The sequence below is a fragment of the Hymenobacter sp. HSC-4F20 genome (genome assembly GCF_019599275.1).
Lineage (GTDB): Bacteria > Bacteroidota > Bacteroidia > Cytophagales > Hymenobacteraceae > Hymenobacter.
In genome coordinates, this window is record NZ_JAHZTD010000001.1 from 1970207 (window position 1) to 1990136 (window position 19930).

The window sequence follows — 19930 nt, forward strand, 5'->3', positions numbered from 1 at the left end:
ACCACCTACCCCAGGGCCGTAACGCCGGGCAGCTCTTTGCCTTCCATATACTCCAGTAGGGCGCCGCCGCCGGTGCTGATGTAGCTTACCTGCTCCGAGAAACCCAGCTGGTTCACAGCCGCCGCCGAGTCGCCGCCGCCGATGAGGCTAAAGGCGCCGCCCTGGGTAGCATCGGCAATGGCCTGGGCTACGGACTCGGTGCCTTTGGCAAAGCTGCTCATTTCGAACACGCCCATGGGGCCGTTCCACAGGATGGTCTTCGACTGGCGCACGATGTCGGAGAAAGCCTTGATAGACTCCGGGCCGAGGTCGAGGCCCAGCCAGCCGTCAGGAATTTGGTTGTTGGGAGCCACTTTGGTTTCCGCGTCGTTGGCGAATTTGTCGGCAATGACGCTGTCGGTGGGCAGCACCAGGTTTACGCCTTTGGCTTTGGCCTTCTCGATCAGCTCCAGGGCCAGGTCCATCTTATCAGCTTCCAGCAGGGAATTGCCGATTTGGCCACCCTGGGCCTTGGCGAAGGTGAAGGCCATGCCGCCCCCGATGAGCAGGTTATCGACCTTGTCGAGCAGCTTCTCGATGATGAGGATTTTGTCGGAAATTTTGGCGCCGCCCATGATGGCGGTGAAGGGGCGCTCAGCTTGTTCCAGCACTTTTTTGGCGTTGTCCAGCTCACCCTGCAGCAGGTAGCCGCCTACCCGGTCTTCGGGCGCAAAGCTCTCAGCAATAACCGCGGTGGAGGCGTGCTTGCGGTGCGCGGCCCCGAAGGCATCGTTCACGTACACCTGGCCGAGTTTAGCCAGCTTAGCAGCAAACTCCGCGTTGCCTTTTTCTTCTTCGCCGTAGAAGCGCACGTTTTCTACCAGCAGAATCTGGCCGGGCTGCAGGGCCTGGGCTTTTTCCTCGGCCTGCAGGGCGTCATCGGCAAACTGAACTTCCTGGCCGTACTCCTGGCCGAGGCGAGCTACTAGGTGCTTCAAAGAGTATTTTTCTTCCGGTCCGCCCTTAGGCCGGCCCAGGTGCGAGAGCAGCACCACGGAGCCACCATCCTGCAGGATTTTCTTGATGGTGGGGGTAGCGGCCCGGATGCGGGTGTCATCGGTAATGGCGAAGCTCTTATCCAGCGGCACGTTGAAGTCCACGCGCACCACGGCACGCTTGCCGGCGAAGTTGTACTGATCGAGGGTTTTCATGGAAAAGGAAATGGGTTTGGCTGGGGCGAAGGTAAAACATCTGTCATTGCGAGGACGAAGGACGAAGCAATCCGTCCTCGCCAACGTGCCTACCCCCTAAAATGTGACAAGCCCTTTCCGCCTGTCATTGCGAGCAGCGCGAAGCAATCCGTCCTGTCCAACGCGCCTACCCCTTGAGAAGTGACAAGCCTTGCGCTTCCTCACAACTGTTCAAACAGATCTTGCCACGTTCGATTAAACCCGTTTATCAAATCGAGCTTTTTCTGGCGGGAGCCCCCTTTCAGTTGCTTTTCTCGATCAATGGCTGCCCTGATGTCCGGATAGGTTTCAAAGTAAACTAGCTGCTGCACGTTGTACTTCTTTGTAAACCCGGGGTGAATACCTGCTTTATGCTCGCCAACTCTTCGTTTTAGTTCGTTGGTAACTCCAGTATAAAGCACCGTGCGGTTCTGGTTGGTCAGGATATAGATGTAATACTGATTCATGGGAATAAGTTAAGTTTTGAAAGATAGCAAGTGAAGGGGCCGTTACATTTCAGGGGGTAGGGTGTTAGCTACAAAAGGGTTTGTCACATCTCAGGGGGTAACACTCTGAAAAGGACGGATTGCTTCGCTCCGCTCGCAATGACGCGGCGGGCTTGTACCTTTGCTCCTACGTATGAAAATAGGCATCTTCTTCGGCGGCCCGTCGCGTGAGCGGGAAATCAGCTTTGCGGGCGGCCGCACCGTGTACGATAATCTGGATAAGTCCTTGTTTGAGGCGGTTCCCGTGTTTGTGGACAGCCGCGGCAACTTCATTCAGCTCAACTGGGAGTACATTTACAAGGGCACCATCCGGGACTTTTACCCGCCCGTTTCGGCGCTGCCGCGCACGGAGCTGCCCTGGCAGGTCTACATTGAAAGTCTGGGCGAGCTGAGCCTGGAGGAGCAGGACCGCATCATTTCCGAAGTGGGCCGCCGCATTCAGCCCCAGGAGCTGAGCAGCCTCATGGACTTTGCTTTCCTGGCCCTACACGGACCGGCGGGCGAAGACGGCGCCATTCAGGGCTTGCTGGAATGGTACGGCATTCCGTACTCGGGCTCCGGCATCCTGCCTTCCGCTTTCGGCATCGATAAAATTGCCCAGAAGAATCTTTTACGCGCTACTCACCAATCTACTCCTGACTTCCGCATCCTGACGGCCGCAGAGTGGGATGCAGGTGACCATGCCGCCATTCTTGATTATTTAATAAGTCATTTTTCGCTGCCTATGGTGTTTAAAGCACCTCGGCAGGGTTCCAGCATTGGTATCAGTATTCTGCGTGAAGCAGACCTAAAGCAGTTTGGAGCGGCGGTAGAACGCAGCTTATTCCGTCGAACAGTTACCCAAACGGAATGGCAGGCGCTGTCAGATCAGCAGAAAGTCGTGTGGCTTCAGCAACTGGTGGATATTCGTGAAGGTATTGGCTTACCGGTTGTGCTTGATGACGAAACCGAACTGGTATATCAACCAGAGCAGTTGTTGAAGGCACTAAATGAGCGGCTTCAAACCGCTGAAACGGTGCGTCTGACCAGTGTGGACGGTGAAACGCAGGTATTGGTGGAGAAATTTATGCAGGGCCGTGAGTTTTCCTGCATTGTGGTAGAAGACCCCGAGGGCAAGCCGCTGGCCCTACCTCCTACGGAGATTGTAAAGGGCGAGGAAATGTTCGACTACCGCTCGAAATATCTACCCGGCCTGGCTCGCAAAATCACTCCCATTGACTTGCCCGAAGAGGTTATCCAAGCTATTCGGGATGCTTGTGAGCAAATGTTTACCACATTTGGGTTTCAGGTATACGCGCGCCTCGACGGATTTATTTCCGAAAGAAAAGGCAGGTGGCATGTAGTTGCGCCTACAACTACGCAAGAGGAAATAGATGAGCATCTGAAAGCTACAGCCAAGCAAGATTCGGAGCCACACTATGCCATAACCCTCAACGACCCGAACACGACGTCGGGCATGCTGCCAGCCTCATTTTTCTTCCACCAAGCGGCGGAAATCGGGTTGAACCCTTCGCAGTTCCTGACCTACCTGATTCGCACTTCGTTGGCGGCACGCCGCCGGGCGGGGCTGCGCCCTGTGAAGCTGGCCGGCCTGCTTACCCAGTTGGATGCCGCCGTAGCGGCCCGCGCTTCCGAGGAACGCACCCGCACCAAGGTGGCCGTAATTATGGGCGGTTACTCCTCAGAGCGGCACATTTCGGTGGAAAGCGGCCGCAACATCTATGAGAAGCTTAGCTCCTCCGTGAAGTACGAACCGGTTCCGGTGTTTCTGACGGGTAGCAGCCAGGAGTTCCGCCTCTACGTGCTGCCCATCAACGTGATGCTCAAAGACAACGCCGACGACATTCGGGAGAAAGTGGAGCACATGGAGGCCGGCCACGGCCTGCACCCCATCTTGGAGCGCATTCGTCGTGAGGCTTCGGCTATTACCAGCACCTACGCCGGGCAGCCCACGGCCCAGCCGCGCCGCGTTTCCTTCGATGAGCTGGCCCAGATGGTGGATGAGGTGTTTATTGCCCTGCACGGTCGCCCCGGCGAGGATGGCGCCCTGCAGCGGGAGCTGGAAAAGTACGGCCTGCCCTACAACGGCTCGGGCGTGGAAAGCTCCAGCATCACCATCAATAAGTTCGAAACCAACCGCCGCCTGCGCCAAGCGGGTATGCGCGTGGCCGAGCACCGCATGGCCAACCGCCTGGAATGGGACGCCGACCACGAAGGCTTCTACCGCAGCCTGGAAACCCAGTTTCCCTACCCCTTCATTGCCAAGCCAGCCGACGATGGCTGCTCTTCGGCGGTAAAGAAAATCAAGAACCGCGCGGAGCTGGAGGCCTTCACCCGCCTTATCTTCCGCAACCAGGAAGCGCTTAGCGAGGCCGAAGCGACTACCCTCAGCCTGGGCTTCAAGGAAGAATTCCCGCAGAAGGATGCCTTCCTGGTAGAAACCCTGATTGACCGCGACGGGGCGGCGCACTTCCTGGAAATCACCGGCGGCCTGCTCACGCACTGGACTGAAAACGGGGAGCTAAAAGTAGAAGTGTTTGAAGCCTCCGAGGCCCTGGCTACCGGCGAGGTGCTAAGCCTGGAAGAGAAATTCCTGGCCGGCGAAGGTCAGAACATCACCCCCGCCCGCTACGCCGCTGATTTGCAGGAACGCCAGCGCGTATCGGAGGAGGTGAAGAAGGAGCTGGGCCGGGTGGCCGAAATCCTGAACATCCAGGGGTACGCCCGTATTGACGCCTTTGTGCGGGTGCGCCAGAACGGAGCCGTGGAGGTTATCATCATCGAGGTAAACTCCCTACCCGGCATGACGCCCGCCACCTGCATCTTCCACCAAACCGCCCTGGCCGGCTACACCCCCTACGACTTCATCGACCGGATCCTGGAGTTCGGCAAGCAGCGCACGGAGAAAGCCTCCGCGGTGCAAGGCTAGGGTCAAAGGAACGTCATTCCGAGCTAGTCGAGGAATCTCGCGTGCTGACGTTGTGAGGCTAATTCAACGTCAGCACACGAGATGCTTCGCTGCGCTCTGCATGACGTTTCGGAATGACGTTCGGGTTAAAACTATTTCACTACCCCTCCTTACTCGCTTTCTAATTCCTAGTTTTGTCTGCTGAGTTCTAGCTCCTGACGACTTCCTACCCCCTAGCTTCTCCCCTAATGTCTTTCTTTAAGTCCGATACTCCTGCCGACTTGCTCAAGCATGTGCTGGTGATTCTGCTGGCGACGGGTATTCTAGTGTTCGGGTTCTTTTACGTGTACCTGCCCATCACCACCAACCACGGCGAAACCATTGTGGTACCCAAGATTACGGGCATGAGTCAGGCGGAGCTGGAAGACTACCTCGATGAGCGGGACCTAGCCTATTTCGTGGACGACAGCACCTACGACGCCTCTATCCGGCCCGGCACGGTGCTGACGCAGGAGCCCAAAGCGGGCGAGAAGGTGAAGGAAGGCCGCAAGATTTACATTTCGGTGGCCATGAAGAACCCACCCGTCATCAAGATGCCCAAGCTGACGGATGGCTCCCTGAAAAATGCCCAGCTCATCCTGAAAAGCTACGACCTGATTGTGGGCCAGATCAAGCTGGTGCCTAACATCCAGAAGGATGCCGTGCTGCGGCAGTTCGTGGGCGGCAAGGAGGTAGCACCCGGCGCGGCCATCACCAAAGGCACCCGCGTAGACCTAGAGGTAGGCGACGGCCTGGGCAACCAGGAGTTCCCGGTGCCGAACTTGGTGAACATGCCCGTCGATGAGGCCACTACCCTGCTGGTAGGCCAGGGCCTGCAAGTCGGTGAAACCTTCTACCAGGAGCCCGAGGAAGGCCAGACCGAAGGCACCGTAGTAAAGCAGCGCCCCGTACCTGGCCCCGGCACTACCATCCGGATGGGTCAGCTGGTTGACCTGTGGGTAGCCGGCAAGGAGCCCGTGAAAGAAGTGCAGTAAAACTGACTGTAATACGCTGGAAAAAGGTTCGTTGGTAGCTACCGCGAACCTTTTTCCATTCCGGGCCGTGAGAGAGGCTCTCTCCCTCCGGTTTCCGCCCTTTACTTTGCCCTGATGATGTATCCCCTACGTTCTCTTATTGCCCTGTCTCTGCTGCTGGGCCTGCTGCCACTCACCAGTTGGGGGCAGGTACTTATTCAGCCGTTGGGGGCCGAGCCGCCCCACCAAGCCGCTCCGGGCCGAACTGCGGCCCGCCCTGCTGCTACCCTCTCCCTCCCGTTCTTCGACGATTTCAGCCAGCAGCCCGAAGGTCTGCCCGATGCCCAGCGCTGGGAGCTTTCGGGCGGCACGCTGGTAAATAACCGTTACCCCCGCCGCCCGCCTACCAGGGCCGTGGCTACGCTGGACGGGCTCGATGAGCAGGGCCGGGCCCGCGGGCCGGTGTCATTCATTGGGGAAGGCGACCTGCTGACCTCGCAGCCCCTGGATCTGAGAAGCCTGACGGCGGCCGACAACGTGTACCTGAGTTTTTTCTGGCAGGCTGGCTCGCTGGTGGGGCCGCCCGCGCCCAGCGGTACCCGCCCCGTGGCGCTGTACGTCGATTTTCTGGATCAGGACCAGCAGTGGCAGCAGGTGTGGCAGGTACGCAGTGCCGGCGACACAACTATCTTTCGCTTTAAGGCCCTACCCGTCAATCAGCCGGAGTTTCTGCACGAGGGCTTCCGCTTCCGCTTCCGCACCACCGGCTACCTGTTCACCAACCGCGACGCCTGGAGCGTGGACTACGTGCGCCTGGACCGCAACCGTACCGCTACCGACTCCACGTTCCGCGATATTGCCGTGAGCCGGGCCCTGCCCAGCGCCCTGAAGCGGTACACGGCCATGCCAGTGGCCCAGTTCAATCAGAATGCAGCTCAGGAGCTAACGGACCGCACGGGTACCACTGCCAACAGCTTCGATAGTGGGCCCGCGCCTACGCCCATCCGCTGGACGGGGACGCTGGAGGTGCTACCCAATGGTCCTACCAGCCAGTTCCTGAACGGCGGGGCTTCCATTGATGCCAACTCGCGGCAGCTGCCGGTGCTGGGCAGTGTACGCTCGGTTAATGTGCCACTCACGCCTACCCCCAAGTTTTTGCGCCAGCGCGTGAGCCTGGCTACCAACGAAAACAGCGCACTTACCCAGTCTAATGACACCATCAGCCGGGTAACGGAGCTGGGTACGTACTTCGCCTACGACGACGGCACGGCCGAAACCAGCGTGAGCTTGCCGCCGGCTTCCACCGGTCCGGTCAGCTACCTGGCGCAGCGCTTCGACCTGAACCAGCCCGACCAGATCCGGGCCATCCGCCTCTACCTGGTGCCAAATACGGCGGGCGGCCGCACGATTACGCTCAACCTCTGGGATGATGACGGCACGGGCAAGCCCACAGCCACGCCCAAGGCCACGAAATCCTACACTACCCCCGCCAGCCTGCCCGCTGGCCCGGCCTTCGTGGAAATTCCGTTTGATGCGCCGGTGCCCGTGAGCGGCCGTTTCTACGCCGGCTATGGCGAGGCCGCCACCCAGAACAACGTGGCGTTCGGCTTCGACTTAAATAACGCCTCTCCCGCTGGCTACCTACTGCTGAATGCGCTGGGCACCTGGAACACCCTTAGCACGGCCACGGCCACCCGGCCCGCCGGCGCCCTGATGCTGCGCCCCGTTACCGGCAGCACTATCACCGGCACGGCTGCCCCGGCGGAGGTAGCGGCCGCCTACCAGCTCTATCCTAACCCTACCCCGGACGGCCGCGTGCGGGTGCAGGGCCGCTACGCCCACGCCGCCGCCTTCGACGCGCTGGGCCGCGTAGTATGGGAGCAGCTAGCCGCCGAGCAGGGCCAGGCGGAGCTGACGCTGCCGCCGCTGCCTGCCGGTGTGTATTTCGTGCGCCTGACTTTGCCCAATGGCCAGCTGGTTACCAAACGGCTCTCGGTGCTGACCCAGTAGCCAGGACCCAAAACTCAGCACGGTTGTGCTGGTTTCTTTCCAGTGTTGCAGCGTAGCAACGTATTTGCCTACCTCTTACCTTTTAGCAGTACCTTCATGACCGACATTACCGCCTCCGAGCTGAAAGAGCGCCAGACCGCTGGCACCGCCCCCACCATCATCGACGTGCGCGAAACCTGGGAAAACGAGGAAAGCCGCATTGCCGGCAGCCAGAACATTCCGCTGGGCGAGCTACCCGGCAAGCTCGATGAGCTGGAAGATCTTAAGGATCAGGAAATTATTGTACACTGCAAGGGCGGTGGCCGCTCGGCCTCGGCCAAAGCCTTCCTTCAGCAACACGGCTTTACCAACGTACGCAACCTGCTTGGGGGCATGCAAGCCTACCAACAAGCCTGATCTTCCGGGCACCTGTTCCTTAGAGCACCGGGGCTATACGCGCTGTATGGCTCCGGTGCTTTTTTGCTTTTTGCTTACTCCCTAGGCTCAGCAACAACGGAACACCGGTTTCTGGCCTAACCGTACGTCTGTTGCATCCGCGTCTTAGCTGGCAGCAGCCCTTGCAACGCAACTTTTTCTACTTCACAATCAGGCCACTGGAACGGCAAGCACGATTTAGTTGTATACAATTTAATATTGTACAATCATTTTAGCTTTCTTTGTGCATCGTTTATGAGCCACGCCGCTTCTGCATCTGCCCCGGACCCGCTGCTGCAACTGGAAAACCAGCTGTGCTTTCCGCTCTACGCCCTGTCGCGGATGATTACGAAGGCCTACCAGCCCATGCTGCAGGAGCTGGACCTGACGTATCCGCAGTACCTGGTTTTTCTGCTGCTCTGGGAGCACCAGGAACTGACGGTAAAGGAGCTGGGTGACAAGCTGCTGCTGGATTCGGGTACCCTAACGCCCCTGCTCAAGCGCCTGGAGCAGAAGCAGTGGATCAGCCGCCGCCGCGACCCGCGCGATGAGCGCTCCGTGATTATCGGGCTGCTGCCGGCGGGGCGGGAGCTGCAGCAGCGGGCCTGCCAGGTGCCGGAACACATTTTTGCCCGGCTGAATATGCCGCTCCAGGACTTTGAGAACCTGCGGCACCAGCTCACTACACTTTTAACTCAACTGGCTTAACACCAGGGCTCTTTCCATCTTTCACTACCCCCTCTTCTCATGAAAATCGAGAAAATCTTCACGGCGCAAGCCAAGGCCAAAGGCGGCCGCGACGGTCAGGTTACTTCCGACAACAATGTGCTGAACATCGCCCTGAGCACGCCGAAAGAAATGGGCGGCCCCGGCAAAGCCGGCGCTACCAACCCCGAGCAGCTGTTTGCCGCCGGCTACGCGGCCTGCTTCGAGGGCGCTTTGGGCGTGGCTGCCCGCCAGGCTCAGGTGAAGCTGGAGAACGTAACGGTGGAGGCCTTCATCGGCTTTGGTAAGGCCGAAGACGGCGGCTACGGCATCTCCGCCGACTTGCACGTAAACATTCCGGGCGTGGAGCAAGCCCAGGCCGAGCAGCTGGTAGAAGCCGCCCACGGCATTTGCCCCTACTCCCGCGCCACGAAGGGCAATATTGAGGTAAACCTCACCACCACGACCAACGCCGCCTAACCGCGCGCACCGCTCCCCGCTCGTTCCGGCCAGCTGCCTACCGCGGTGCCTTCTGTCAGGGGGCCCGGGCCGGGTAGCTGGCCGGAAGTATTTTTCCGTTGCTGGCAGCGGCCGGCTTCGTAGAAGTTTTATCGCCGCGCGGGTTATACCTGTTCCGCTGCTACCCCCCGGGGCAAGCACTAGGGTTTCTTTCCATGTACTGCACTCCTATGCAAACGCAAGCCATCCTACTAGCCAGCCGACCCTCCGGCGCGCCTTCCGCCGACAACTTCCGCTTTGAAACGCGGGACGTGCCTGCCCCTACCTCGGGGCAGGTGCTGCTCAAAACCCGGTACGTTTCCGTTGACCCCTACATGCGCGGGCGCATGAGCGACGCCAAATCCTACATTGCCCCGTTTGTGGTAGGTGAGCCAATATCCGGCGGCGTGGTAGCTGAGGTGGTCGAAAGCCAGGTAGAGCAACTGCCCGTTGGCACCCTAGTAACGGGCAATCTGCCCTGGCAGCAGTACAGCGTGGCGGAAGGCAACGCCCTGCAGCCAATTCCGGCCGGGGCGGCCCCGGCCAGCTACTACCTGGGGCTGCTCGGCATGCCCGGCCTGACGGCGTACTTCGGCCTGCTGGACATTTGCCAGCCCGCGCCTGGCGAAACCGTGGTTGTATCGGGTGCGGCCGGAGCTGTGGGCCTGATTGTGGGCCAACTGGCCAAGATCAAAGGAGCCCGTGTAGTAGGCACGGCCGGCTCCGACGAGAAGGTAGCGTACCTGCAGGAGCTGGGCTTCGATGTGGCCATCAATTACAAAACCGCCAATCTTCCCGAGGCGCTGGCTACCGCCGCTCCCAACGGGGTAGATTGCTATTTCGATAACGTAGGCGGCGCCATCACCGATGCCGTGTATGACCTGCTTAATAAACACGCCCGCATTGCTCTCTGCGGTCAGATTTCCAGCTACAATGCCACCGAGGCCCCGGTTGGCCCCCGCCCAGAAGGCAAGCTTCTGAAAACCAGCGCCAAACTACAAGGCTTCATTGTCAGCGACTACCTACCCCAGTGGCCCACCGGAGTGCAGCAACTCAGCGAATGGTACCAACAGGGCAAGCTCCGGACCGAGGAAACCATTACGGAAGGCTTCGAGCAGATTCCGGCCGCCTTCCTGGGCCTGTTCAAAGGCGAAAACACTGGGAAAGCCATTGTGAAAGTAGCCTAGCGGCCGAGGATACCGGGTACTGGCAAGCCCGCTGAGCGCGGCTGCCTACCCCCTGCCGGTACCCAAAACCTTCCGTTTATCATCTGCCTTATGTCTGCCATCATCTGCATTACCGCCGAGTGGCGCACCCAGCCGGAACACGCCGAAACCGTGCGCCAGCTGATGCTGCAAGCCGCCGCTGCCGTGCGCGCCAACGAGCCAGGCAACCTGCTCTACCTGGCTCACCAGGACCCCAAAGACCCCACGCACTTCCTGTTTTATGAGCAGTACGCCGACCAGGCCGCCCTGGAAGCGCACGTAGCCTCGCCTCATTACAAGGAGCTGGTGGCGGGCCAGCTGGTGCCCCTGCTCACAGAACGCCACGTATCGGTGTATCACCTGTTGGGCTAACTCATTTTCCTACCCTCAAAATCGACTTCCATGAACATCTTACTGGTGCTAACCTCGCACGACCAACTGGGTAACACAGGCCACAAAACCGGCTTCTGGCTGGAAGAATTTGCCGCGCCTTACTATGTATTTAAAGATGCCGGCGCGACGCTCACCCTGGCCTCGCCCCTGGGCGGGCAGCCGCCCCTCGACCCCAAAAGCGACGACCCCAGCGCCCAGACCGAAGCTACGGAGCGCTTCAAAAACGACCCGGAGGCCCAGCAGGCCCTGGCCAATACCGTCCGACTCGACTCCGTTTCGGCCGCTGACTATGATGCCGTGTTCTACCCCGGCGGCCATGGTCCGCTCTGGGATTTGGCCGAAGACCCCAAGTCAATTGCCCTGATTGAAACTATGTATGCTGCCGGTAAGCCCGTGGCGGCTGTGTGCCACGCGCCCGGCGTGCTGCGCCACGTAAAAGCTCCCAACGGCGAGCTACTGGTGAAAGGCAAGCAGGTAGCCGGCTTCACGAACTCCGAGGAAGCCGCCGTGCAGCTCACTGACGTAGTGCCCTTCCTGGTGGAAGACATGCTAAAGGAAAGCGGCGCCGCCTACTCTAAAATAGCCGACTGGCAGCCCTACGTAGTGCGCTCCGAAAACCTGATTACGGGCCAGAACCCAGCTTCCTCGGAGCCGGCCGCCAAAGAGCTGCTGCAACTGCTACAGAAGTAGGCTCCGGCCCATACTACGCAAAAGCCGCCTCAGCAGACGCTGAGGCGGCTTTTGCGTTTCCAGGAAATTTGCAGGTGACAGTGCCTACCCCAGCCGCCCGTCGGCGGCGTAGTGCAGCTCACCCAGCTCCACCAGCTCCCGCAGCAGTTGCGTGATGCTAGTAGCCTGCCCCGGCGCGAAGTGCGCCAGCACTTCGCGGGGCGTTTGGGGGGTAGCCTTCACCAGCGAAACCAGCTGCGCACGCAGGTCGGGAGCCGGAGCAGCATCCTGTTTGGCTTTCTTTTTCGCCAGGCAAAAGTCGCAGACCTTGCAGGCCGGGGCGTCTAGCTCGCCAAAGTATTCCAGCAGCAACTGCTGGCGGCAGCGCCCCCCGGCGGCGTAGCGAAGTACTGCTTCGGTTTTGTGGCGGGCCAGCTCCCGGGCCTGGTTCAGGCGTTTCTGATCCAGCGGTAACTGAGCGGCATCAAAGCGGGGGGTAGTAAACAGGGCCTGCGGCGACTCGTGCTTGGGCTGGTACTGGATGATGCCGGAGCGATGCAGAAACAGCAGCATCTTGCGCACATCCACCACACTCAGGCGCAGGTGCTGGGCCAGGCTGTTTTCCGAAATCCGCTGGAAGCCAGCAAACAGCTCGCCTCCATTAAAGCGCAGCAGGCTTTTGATCAGCTGATCGTGCTGAGCATTGGCTACCTGAAAGCGGTAGAGGTCGGTGTGGTCGATGGGGATGTACACCCGGGCGGGGTTGTTGACGGCTTCATTAAGCTGCACGAACCCCTCGCGTTCCAGCATACGCAGCGAATTGTGGGCCTCCAGGGCCTTAAGGCGGTAGGTTTCGGCAAACTGCGCTAAGTCGAAGTCGAAGGCTACCAGCTCGCCGCCGCCTACGGCCGTTCGGGAGAAGTTAGCCAGCGCCTGGTACACCCGGCGCACGGTATCCAGGGGCGGATAGGCCTGCTGGGTACGGCGGCGTAACTCGTCGGCGTCGTTAGGCCCTTGCAGCAGCACGGCAAAGGCGTATTTCTCGTCGCGGCCGGCGCGGCCAGCCTCTTGGTAGTAGGCCTCCAGGTTGTCGGGCGCCTCCAGGTGCACCACCAGACGCACGTCGGGCTTGTCGATGCCCATGCCAAAGGCGTTGGTAGCCACCATGCAGCGCGTTTTATTGTGCATCCAGTCCTGCTGGGTACGGGTGCGCTGCTCACTGGGCAGGCCAGCGTGGTAGGGCGCGGCCGAGAGGCCCTGCTGGCGCAGGTAGGCCGCCGCTTTCTCAGTTTGCTTGCGGGTGCGAGCGTACACAATGCTGGTTTTGCCGGCCCCTACTCCCTGCACTACCTCCAACAGGCGGCGGAGCTTATCCTCAGTATTCAGCACCGAATACGAGAGGTTAGGCCGGGCGAAACTTTGTTGAAACACCCGGCAGGTAGAGCCAAACTGCAGCTTCTCCACAATATCCTGCCGCACCTGCTCGGTGGCGGTGGCCGTGAGGGCTATGCAGGGCACGCCCGGCAACAGCGCCCGTAGCTCCTGAATGCGCAGGTAGGGCGGGCGGAAATCGTAGCCCCACTGCGAGAGGCAGTGGGCTTCATCAACGGCTAGCAAGCTTACTTTCATCTTACCAACCCGGGCCCGGAACATGTCGGTCAGCAGCCGCTCGGGGCTCACGTACAGAAACTTTACCGGCCCGTACACGCAGTTGTCCAGGGTCTGGTCGATTTCCTGATGGCTCATGCCCGCGTACACAGCCTCGGCTTTGATGCCGCGCTTGCGCAGGTTTTCCACCTGGTCTTTCATCAGGGCAATTAGCGGCGACACGACCAGGCAAAGCCCTGGCCGGGCCAGGGCCGGCACCTGAAAGCAGATGCTTTTTCCCCCGCCGGTGGGCAGCAGGGCCAGCGTATCCTGTCCTGCCAGCACTGACCGGATAATTTCCTCCTGCAGAGGCCGAAACTGGGTGTGGCCCCAGGTTTGGCGCAGTACGTGCAGAATATCATCGGTAGGGTGCTCAGACATACCGCAAAGGTAGGGCTCGCCCTGCCCGCGCGCTAGTGCCCGGCCGTTTTCGGCGTGGCCGGCGCCAGCAGATGCGCGGCATTACGCCGGATCAGCCGCGCCCCCACGGCCGTCGTGGCGGCCGTGGCTACCACAACCACAGGCCAGAACACGTGCATGGGTAGCAGGCGGGTAACCGTTTCGGCCCAAAAAGCAGCGTACAGCCCCACCACTGACCAATTCATAAAGTAGTAGTGCCAGTACACCCACCCGGCTATGTGGCGGCGCGCCAGCGCGGGCACCATGCCCCCGGCCAGCGAAACCAGACTCACCAGAGCCAGCCAGTGAAAAGGCCCGAAGTGGCCCGTCACCCGAAAAATAGTAAACGCAGTGGCGTTGACTACCAGCATAGCTAGCACGTAGAGGTAGCCCACCTGCCGGTGCCACCGGCCTCCTTTGCGGCTAAGTAGTACCACGCCTCCGGCCAGCATGGCCAGCAGCGCGCTCAGCAAGTGAATAAACCCGGTAGCGGAATGAAACATGGCCGTAGCATCAGGGGGTGAAGGACAACTCTGCCGCTAAAGTGCCTAGGTACCGGCCCGCGCCCAATCAGAAGTTACTAAACTGCCCCCCGGGGCTTCTGAAGTGTAGCCAAAATCTACCCAAGCGTTCTTCGCCCAACCTTGAAGTGCGCTGTTTTACCGAGTAGTTGAGGGGCGGCGTAGAAGCAAAAAGCCCGCGGCTGAGGGCCACGGGCTTTTGCTATAGGGAGTAGGGAAGGCTAGGCCGCCGCGGCCTGACCGTTTTCCCGGTCGTCGATGGCCTTCTTCAGCTTGGCAATGGCCTGCGTGGCACGCTCCTCGTCCAGACGGTTGATGTTGAGCAACATCTTGGTTTTCTCGGGGCGGGTAATCACCGGGTGGTTCAGCAGCCGGATGATTTCCTCCTTCTGCGAAGCTGTGGCGTAGGTAGTCACCGGGGCTTCGGCCGCAGCCGGTTCAGCAGGCACAGCCTTCATGGCGGCGGGCGCCTCAGCAGCTACTGGGGCAAGAGTAACCGCCGGCGTTACCTGCATGGCTGGCTGAACAGCCGGAGTATTGCCACCGTACTCCATTTCCTCGGCCGGAGTGGGCTCGTAGCCTGCGGCGCGAATAATCCAGGCCAGAATGTTGCGGTAAGCTTTGCCGATGGCCCGGGTCTGAGCCATGCTCATGATGGCAAACTCCTGGTAGAACTTCTTGCCCTGCTCCTTATTCGAGCAGATGGCAAAGCCCGCTCCTACCGTGTGCCCCGACTTCATGTCGAACAGGGTTACTTTGGCCTGGTACTTAATTTCCTGCTCGGTCGAAACATTGATAACGTGGTCAACGATGGGTACAATACCCAGGCGCGAACCGGCGTACTGCCAGCCTTCCACGTTTACAAATTCCTTACCCTGCACCGTGGTGCTGAGCTTGTTGTCTTTGATAAATTTAGCCAGGTCCGTCGCCAAGTGCAGCGTCTCGTCGGAGCGCGAGATGTCAAAGCTCTCCACTTTCGTCTTACGAACCGGCTCTTTTACGTTCTTAGTTGCTTCGCTCATGGCGTCTTTCCTTTTATGTCCTGTAGTACCGTTTTGTTATTTGAGTATATAACTATACGGGCGCGCGAAAGGTGCAAATATTAGGTGTTTTTTATAAAATTTTTACCATTGATTATCAGCACATTACAAGATGTATTCCTAAAAATATTAGACACCTATCCTCATTAGTCATCAGCCCCTCTGCCTGAGCTTGGCGTGGCGCAGGAATGCACCCACTGCAGGCCGTACCGAAAACGCCGCGGCGGGTTTCTACGACCCCTGCCCGGGGCATATCGAACGAGTGGCCGGAAACAAAAAAAGCGTATTCTAGCATGAGCTAGAATACGCTTTAACAAGCAGGAATACAGGGCGGTTCCGCCGGTGCACCTACCCCACCCCGGACAACTAAGGTTGTTTAGCCTTCCCAGATGTTGCCGTCTTTCATTGTGATTTTCCGGTCCGCCATTTCGGCGAGCTGGTCGTTGTGGGTCACGATGACGAAGGTTTGGCCCAGCTCCTTGCGTAGCAGAAAGAAAATCTGGTGCAGCTCCTGGGCGTTCTGCGAATCAAGGTTGCCGCTGGGTTCGTCGGCAAAGATGATTTCGGGGGAGTTGATCAGAGCCCGGGCTACGGCCGTGCGCTGCTGCTCGCCACCGCTCATTTCGGAGGGCTTGTGGTCGGCGCGGCGCTCCAGGTTCAACATCCCGAGCAGCTCGCGGGCCCGCACCCGGGTTTCCTTTTCCGAGCGGCCAGCCAGGTAGGCCGGCAGGCACACATTTTCGAGGGCCGTGAACTCGGGCAACAGGTTATGAAACTGGAAGATGAAGCCGATGTGCCGGTTACGAAACCGGGCCAGATCGGAGCGTCCCAGAGAGCTGACGGACTCGCCATCAAACAACACCTCCCCCGAATCGGGGTTGTCCAGGGTGCCTAGAATATGCAGCAGAGTACTTTTTCCAGCCCCCGAGGAACCGACGATAGATACGATTTCCGACTTCTCAATGGTCAGGTCGATGCCCTTGAGCACTTCCAGCGTATTATATTTTTTGCGGACGTTAATGGCTTGCAGCAAAACGAAACCGGGTAAGGTGAGCCGAGGGGTTAGGAAACAAATCTACGGAATGTCGGGCGTTGCGCTCATGCTCCGCCGTGGAATCTATTGACTAGAGACCTTCCAAGCGGGCAGCTGCGCCGGCTACCAGCCAGTAGGCCCGTTCTACGGGCGGCGGGGCACGGTGTTCCGGCCAGGGCGTGCGCTGTAGAAAGCCGGAGCAACGGTGCCGGCGCGCGCACTATGCGGTCTACAATGCCAGCCTGAGGGCCACCCGCAACCTAAGCTGGCCGGGCTGGCCAGGAAAGCTGCCGGATGCTTTCAGAAACTGCTGGTCGGTTAGCCCGCATCTTATCCGGGAGCGGTACAGTAACTATCAACTCATTTCTCCCTACTTTCGCGCCTAGTAAACCACCCCCAAACGACCCTTAACTGACCTCTATGAACATTCACGAGTATCAGGGCAAAGACATTCTGAAGCGTTACGGCGTACGCGTGCAGGAAGGCATCGTGGCCGACACGGCCGAAGAAGCCGTGGAAGCTGCCAAAAAGCTGACGGAGCAAACCGGTACCGGCTGGCACGTTATCAAGGCCCAGATTCACGCCGGTGGCCGCGGCAAAGGGGGCGGGGTGAAACTCGCCAAGAACCTGGAGCAGGTAAAAGAAATTGCCGGCCAAATCATTGGTATGCAGCTGGTAACCAAGCAAACCGGCGCCGAAGGCCGCAAGGTGCACAAAGTACTGGTTGCCCAGGACGTGTACTACCCCGGCGAGTCGGAAACCAAGGAATTCTACATGAGCGTACTACTGGACCGCACTACGGGCCAGAACGTTATCATTTACACCACCGAGGGTGGCATGGACATCGAGGAGGTAGCGGAGGCGCATCCCGAGAAGATCCACAAGGAGTATGTTGACCCGCGCGTGGGGCTGCAGGGCTTCCAGGCCCGCAAAATTGCTTTCAACCTGGGCGTTGAGGGTGAGGCGTTCAAGGAGATGGTGAAATTCGTGTCGGCCCTCTACAAAGCCTACGACGACACGGACTCGGCGATGTTCGAAATCAACCCCGTGTTGAAAACGTCGGACAACAAAATATTGGCCGTTGACGCCAAGGTAAACCTCGACGACAACGCCCTCTACCGCCACAAGGACTTCGCCGCCCTGCGCGACACGAACGAGGAAGATCCGCTGGAAGTAGAAGCTTCGGAATCAAACCTGAACTACGTAAAGCTGGATGGCAACGTGGGCTGCATGGTGAACGGCGCTGGCCTGGCCATGGCTACCATGGACATTATCAAGCTTTCGGGTGGCGAGCCGGCTAACTTCCTCGACGTAGGAGGTGGAGCCAACGCCCAGACCGTAGAAGCTGGCTTCCGCATTATCCTGAAGGACCCGAACGTAAAAGCCATCCTGATCAACATCTTCGGTGGCATTGTGCGTTGCGACCGGGTAGCCAACGGCGTAGTAGAGGCTTACAAGAACATCGGCGACATCAAAGTGCCCATCATCGTGCGCCTGCAAGGGACCAACGCCGAGGAAGGTGCCCGTATCATTGATGAGAGTGGCCTGAAGGTATACTCGGCCGTACTGCTAAAGGACGCCGCCCAGAAAGTAAAAGAAGTTCTGGCGGAGCAGGGTATTTCCTAGGCTTTTTCCCAGATCCTATGGTACCTTACAATGCCCATCCGGAGTTACCGGGTGGGCATTTTGCTTGCGTAACGCTAACCCCAACGCAACGGCCCCGTTTAAAGTACCTCACGTAAGCGTATCCTATGCACCGTAAGACCTTTACGCTTTTTTTTCTGGCGTTAAGCTTGAGTGGCCGGGCCGTGTGGGCCCAACAGGCCGGAAAGGAAGAAGCTTCGTTTCCCTACCTGGCTACTCTCGACCCGGTTCCCTACCCTTTTCAGTATAGCTCCCCTAAGTGCGACTACCTGACTCGTTTCCGGGAAATGTACGGCCTCGACCAGATAATTGCCAAGGAAACCACGGATCTGGGTCGGGCCCGGGCGCTGTGCCAGTGGGTGCACTTCCGCCTAGACCACGATGGACACAAGCAGTTTCAGTCTCAGGACCCCTTTGCCATCCTAAAGGCCGCTATGCTCGGGCAGCAGGTGCAATGCGTGGAGTTTGGCCTGGTGCTGGCAGCAGCATTCAACGCCGTGGGTATTCCGGCCCGGCCCCTGTACCTGAAGGCGGCCAATGTGCAAACCAAGGCTTCGGCGGCGGGCCACGCCTTGGCCGAGGCGTGGCTACCCGACCTGGGCAAGTGGGTGATGGTAGACAGCCAGGCGGATATTATTCCAATGCTAGGCGATAAGCCGCTTAATGCCGTGGAGTTGCAGCAGGCCTTGCTGGCCGATGCTCCCAACCTGACGGTGCTGACATCCACAGACGCCAAGCCCAAATCGTACTTCAAATGGGTACAGCAGTACCTGTTCTACTTTGATACCGTGATGGACAACCGCTACGGCGTGAAGTCGGCCCGAACGGGGCTGATGCTGGTGCCTTTGGGGGCCCACAAGCCGGTAGTGTTTCAGCGCACTGAGGCCATTCACAACATTCGCTACACCCACTCTGTGGCTACGTTTTACGCCGCTCCTACCGGCACCGATTGGCTGGCTGCGGGAGAGGAGCCCACTGCTCGCTAACCATAAGCAACAGGCCCGGCTGCATATGCGGCCGGGCCTCTTGCTTGTGGAAGTGCGCTAAGCGCCCTATTGTACGCCGCCTTTCTCGGCTACGCCTACGTTTTCCTCGGCCTGCACCGGAATAACTTCTCCTTGCACGCGCAGTTCCACCTCAATGTTACCGCGGGTACCTACCGAGTAAGGGCAGATTTTGTGCGCCTGCCGCACCATATCAATGGTTTTCTCCCGGTCAAAAGCTTTCAGGTCAACGTCCAGTACAGCCGACAGACCATAGGCCTCTCCTTCCTGGAACAGAGAAACTGAGCATTTCACTTCGGTTTGCGGGTCGAGCCGGTCGCCGGAGCGCTGGGCTATTACGAGCAGGGCTTGCTGGAAGCAGGACGAATATCCGGCAGCGAACAGTTCCTCGGGGTTAGTGGCGCCTTTTTTACCGCCTAGGCCTTCCGGCACTGACATTTCCAGGTCGATGACGCCGGTGGCGGAACGAACGTGGCCACTGCGGCCGCCAATGGCCGTTGCATCAGCTGTGTATAAGGTCTTTTTTTCGGTGCTTGCCATAAAAGATAGGTTCAGGTGGTGTTGGTCTGGGTAGTTAACTGTACTGAGGCGCCGAAGGTTACTTCTGGACAGTGTAGGATTTTGCAGAAAATGCAGATTAGAGTTTGGCAGCGCCGTATTTTCTCTCTAGTTTTGCCACCCACTACTCTACCCTGGTGGCGTAGTACAACGGATAGTATGGGAGTCTCCGAAGCTCTTGATCCAGGTTCGATTCCTGGCGCCACCACTTTGCAAAGGTCCTTCAGATATACCTGAAGGACCTTTTCTTTTTGGGCAACTACCCTAACGGCGGCAAGTGGGCAGCTGCCAAGGGTACGCCGCGGCCCCTACCCGCTTGCCTGGCAGCACTGCTTTTTTCTGCTCGCGGGCTTTTCGCTTCTAGTGGTTTTCGGGCTGTGCTGCTGCGGGTTTTCCGGCGGCCTTTGCTGGTCTGCTGCCGCTGGCTGCTCTAGCCACCACGGTTTATTTCCCGAGGAATACCCTGCGCATTTATTTTACTATTCATAGATTTTTTATTATTATTAGTAAAGCAAGCGCAACATACTTCGGGTACTTCGCCCCAGTGGGGCCTGG

Annotated in this window: 18 protein-coding genes and 1 tRNA gene; 12 read left to right on the top strand and 7 right to left on the bottom strand. The window is 59.1% G+C overall.

Going from position 1 to position 19930, the window contains the following annotated elements; genetic code table 11:
• Positions 1–5 precede the first annotated feature (5 nt).
• The gene (locus K3G63_RS08415) at positions 6–1190 is read right to left on the bottom strand and encodes a phosphoglycerate kinase (protein ID WP_220613597.1); all 1185 of its coding nucleotides are present in this window, start codon (positions 1188–1190) and stop codon (positions 6–8) included.
• Between the two features lie 200 nt (positions 1191–1390).
• Complete coding sequence (locus K3G63_RS08420) at positions 1391–1675, bottom strand: GIY-YIG nuclease family protein (RefSeq protein WP_220613598.1); 285 nt, start codon at positions 1673–1675, stop codon at positions 1391–1393.
• A gap of 172 nt (positions 1676–1847) precedes the next feature.
• Between K3G63_RS08420 and K3G63_RS08425 the strand changes: the two genes are divergently transcribed.
• From K3G63_RS08425 to K3G63_RS08465, 9 genes are all read left to right on the top strand, one after another.
• Positions 1848–4643 (top strand): D-alanine--D-alanine ligase, encoded by a 2796-nt coding sequence (locus K3G63_RS08425; protein ID WP_220613599.1) that lies wholly within the window; start codon positions 1848–1850, stop codon positions 4641–4643.
• 227 nt (positions 4644–4870) lie between these two features.
• A complete protein-coding gene (locus tag K3G63_RS08430; RefSeq protein ID WP_220613600.1) occupies positions 4871–5656 on the top strand; it encodes a PASTA domain-containing protein in 786 nt (261 codons plus the stop codon).
• Between the two features lie 114 nt (positions 5657–5770).
• Entirely contained in the window at positions 5771–7645 is a 1875-nt protein-coding gene (locus K3G63_RS08435) for a T9SS type A sorting domain-containing protein (RefSeq protein ID WP_220613601.1), read from the top strand.
• A 96-nt stretch (positions 7646–7741) separates the two neighbouring features.
• On the top strand, positions 7742–8041 hold the full coding sequence (locus tag K3G63_RS08440) for a rhodanese-like domain-containing protein (RefSeq protein WP_220613602.1): 300 nt from the start codon (positions 7742–7744) through the stop codon (positions 8039–8041).
• A gap of 273 nt (positions 8042–8314) precedes the next feature.
• Positions 8315–8767: a MarR family winged helix-turn-helix transcriptional regulator gene (locus K3G63_RS08445; protein ID WP_220613603.1), complete on the top strand. Its 453-nt coding sequence runs from the start codon at positions 8315–8317 to the stop codon at positions 8765–8767.
• A 39-nt stretch (positions 8768–8806) separates the two neighbouring features.
• Entirely contained in the window at positions 8807–9244 is a 438-nt protein-coding gene (locus K3G63_RS08450; RefSeq protein WP_220613604.1) for an organic hydroperoxide resistance protein, read from the top strand.
• A 209-nt stretch (positions 9245–9453) separates the two neighbouring features.
• Positions 9454–10449 carry an NADP-dependent oxidoreductase gene (locus K3G63_RS08455; protein WP_220613605.1) on the top strand — a complete coding sequence of 332 codons (996 nt, stop codon included), beginning with the start codon at positions 9454–9456 and terminating at the stop codon, positions 10447–10449.
• 90 nt (positions 10450–10539) lie between these two features.
• Complete coding sequence (locus tag K3G63_RS08460; RefSeq protein WP_220613606.1) at positions 10540–10839, top strand: putative quinol monooxygenase; 300 nt, start codon at positions 10540–10542, stop codon at positions 10837–10839.
• Between the two features lie 30 nt (positions 10840–10869).
• A complete protein-coding gene (locus K3G63_RS08465; RefSeq protein ID WP_220613607.1) occupies positions 10870–11550 on the top strand; it encodes a type 1 glutamine amidotransferase domain-containing protein in 681 nt (226 codons plus the stop codon).
• A gap of 84 nt (positions 11551–11634) precedes the next feature.
• On the opposite strand, the gene K3G63_RS08470 is transcribed toward K3G63_RS08465, so the two are convergent.
• The 4 genes from K3G63_RS08470 to K3G63_RS08485 form a co-directional block, all read right to left on the bottom strand.
• A complete protein-coding gene (locus tag K3G63_RS08470; RefSeq protein WP_220613608.1) occupies positions 11635–13557 on the bottom strand; it encodes an ATP-dependent DNA helicase RecQ in 1923 nt (640 codons plus the stop codon).
• A 32-nt stretch (positions 13558–13589) separates the two neighbouring features.
• Positions 13590–14078, bottom strand: coding sequence for a DUF2306 domain-containing protein (locus tag K3G63_RS08475; RefSeq protein ID WP_220613609.1), 489 nt, complete (start codon positions 14076–14078; stop codon positions 13590–13592).
• Between the two features lie 239 nt (positions 14079–14317).
• Positions 14318–15118 carry a hypothetical protein gene (locus K3G63_RS08480; protein ID WP_220613610.1) on the bottom strand — a complete coding sequence of 267 codons (801 nt, stop codon included), beginning with the start codon at positions 15116–15118 and terminating at the stop codon, positions 14318–14320.
• A gap of 394 nt (positions 15119–15512) precedes the next feature.
• Positions 15513–16169: an ABC transporter ATP-binding protein gene (locus K3G63_RS08485; RefSeq protein WP_110979954.1), complete on the bottom strand. Its 657-nt coding sequence runs from the start codon at positions 16167–16169 to the stop codon at positions 15513–15515.
• Between the two features lie 420 nt (positions 16170–16589).
• On the opposite strand from K3G63_RS08485, the gene sucC reads away from it, so the two are divergent.
• Entirely contained in the window at positions 16590–17795 is a 1206-nt protein-coding gene (sucC, locus tag K3G63_RS08490; protein WP_220613611.1) for an ADP-forming succinate--CoA ligase subunit beta, read from the top strand.
• 125 nt (positions 17796–17920) lie between these two features.
• Positions 17921–18799, top strand: a complete 879-nt coding sequence (locus K3G63_RS08495) for a transglutaminase family protein (RefSeq protein ID WP_220613612.1) — start codon at positions 17921–17923, stop codon at positions 18797–18799.
• Positions 18800–18865: 66 nt separating this feature from the next.
• Here the strand turns inward: K3G63_RS08495 and K3G63_RS08500 are convergent, their stop codons facing one another.
• Positions 18866–19357 carry an organic hydroperoxide resistance protein gene (locus K3G63_RS08500; RefSeq protein ID WP_220613613.1) on the bottom strand — a complete coding sequence of 164 codons (492 nt, stop codon included), beginning with the start codon at positions 19355–19357 and terminating at the stop codon, positions 18866–18868.
• Between the two features lie 154 nt (positions 19358–19511).
• Between K3G63_RS08500 and K3G63_RS08505 the strand changes: the two genes are divergently transcribed.
• Positions 19512–19583 (top strand) — tRNA-Arg (locus K3G63_RS08505).
• Positions 19584–19930 lie beyond the last annotated feature (347 nt).

Coding starts and splice junctions, on each gene's coding strand:
- K3G63_RS08415 (WP_220613597.1), bottom strand. CDS start 1,190: ATGAAAACCCTCGATCAGTACAACTTCGCCGGCAAGCGTGCCGTGGTG.
- K3G63_RS08420 (WP_220613598.1), bottom strand. CDS start 1,675: ATGAATCAGTATTACATCTATATCCTGACCAACCAGAACCGCACGGTG.
- K3G63_RS08425 (WP_220613599.1), top strand. CDS start 1,848: ATGAAAATAGGCATCTTCTTCGGCGGCCCGTCGCGTGAGCGGGAAATC.
- K3G63_RS08430 (WP_220613600.1), top strand. CDS start 4,871: ATGTCTTTCTTTAAGTCCGATACTCCTGCCGACTTGCTCAAGCATGTG.
- K3G63_RS08435 (WP_220613601.1), top strand. CDS start 5,771: ATGATGTATCCCCTACGTTCTCTTATTGCCCTGTCTCTGCTGCTGGGC.
- K3G63_RS08440 (WP_220613602.1), top strand. CDS start 7,742: ATGACCGACATTACCGCCTCCGAGCTGAAAGAGCGCCAGACCGCTGGC.
- K3G63_RS08445 (WP_220613603.1), top strand. CDS start 8,315: ATGAGCCACGCCGCTTCTGCATCTGCCCCGGACCCGCTGCTGCAACTG.
- K3G63_RS08450 (WP_220613604.1), top strand. CDS start 8,807: ATGAAAATCGAGAAAATCTTCACGGCGCAAGCCAAGGCCAAAGGCGGC.
- K3G63_RS08455 (WP_220613605.1), top strand. CDS start 9,454: ATGCAAACGCAAGCCATCCTACTAGCCAGCCGACCCTCCGGCGCGCCT.
- K3G63_RS08460 (WP_220613606.1), top strand. CDS start 10,540: ATGTCTGCCATCATCTGCATTACCGCCGAGTGGCGCACCCAGCCGGAA.
- K3G63_RS08465 (WP_220613607.1), top strand. CDS start 10,870: ATGAACATCTTACTGGTGCTAACCTCGCACGACCAACTGGGTAACACA.
- K3G63_RS08470 (WP_220613608.1), bottom strand. CDS start 13,557: ATGTCTGAGCACCCTACCGATGATATTCTGCACGTACTGCGCCAAACC.
- K3G63_RS08475 (WP_220613609.1), bottom strand. CDS start 14,078: ATGTTTCATTCCGCTACCGGGTTTATTCACTTGCTGAGCGCGCTGCTG.
- K3G63_RS08480 (WP_220613610.1), bottom strand. CDS start 15,118: ATGAGCGAAGCAACTAAGAACGTAAAAGAGCCGGTTCGTAAGACGAAA.
- sucC (WP_220613611.1), top strand. CDS start 16,590: ATGAACATTCACGAGTATCAGGGCAAAGACATTCTGAAGCGTTACGGC.
- K3G63_RS08495 (WP_220613612.1), top strand. CDS start 17,921: ATGCACCGTAAGACCTTTACGCTTTTTTTTCTGGCGTTAAGCTTGAGT.
- K3G63_RS08500 (WP_220613613.1), bottom strand. CDS start 19,357: ATGGCAAGCACCGAAAAAAAGACCTTATACACAGCTGATGCAACGGCC.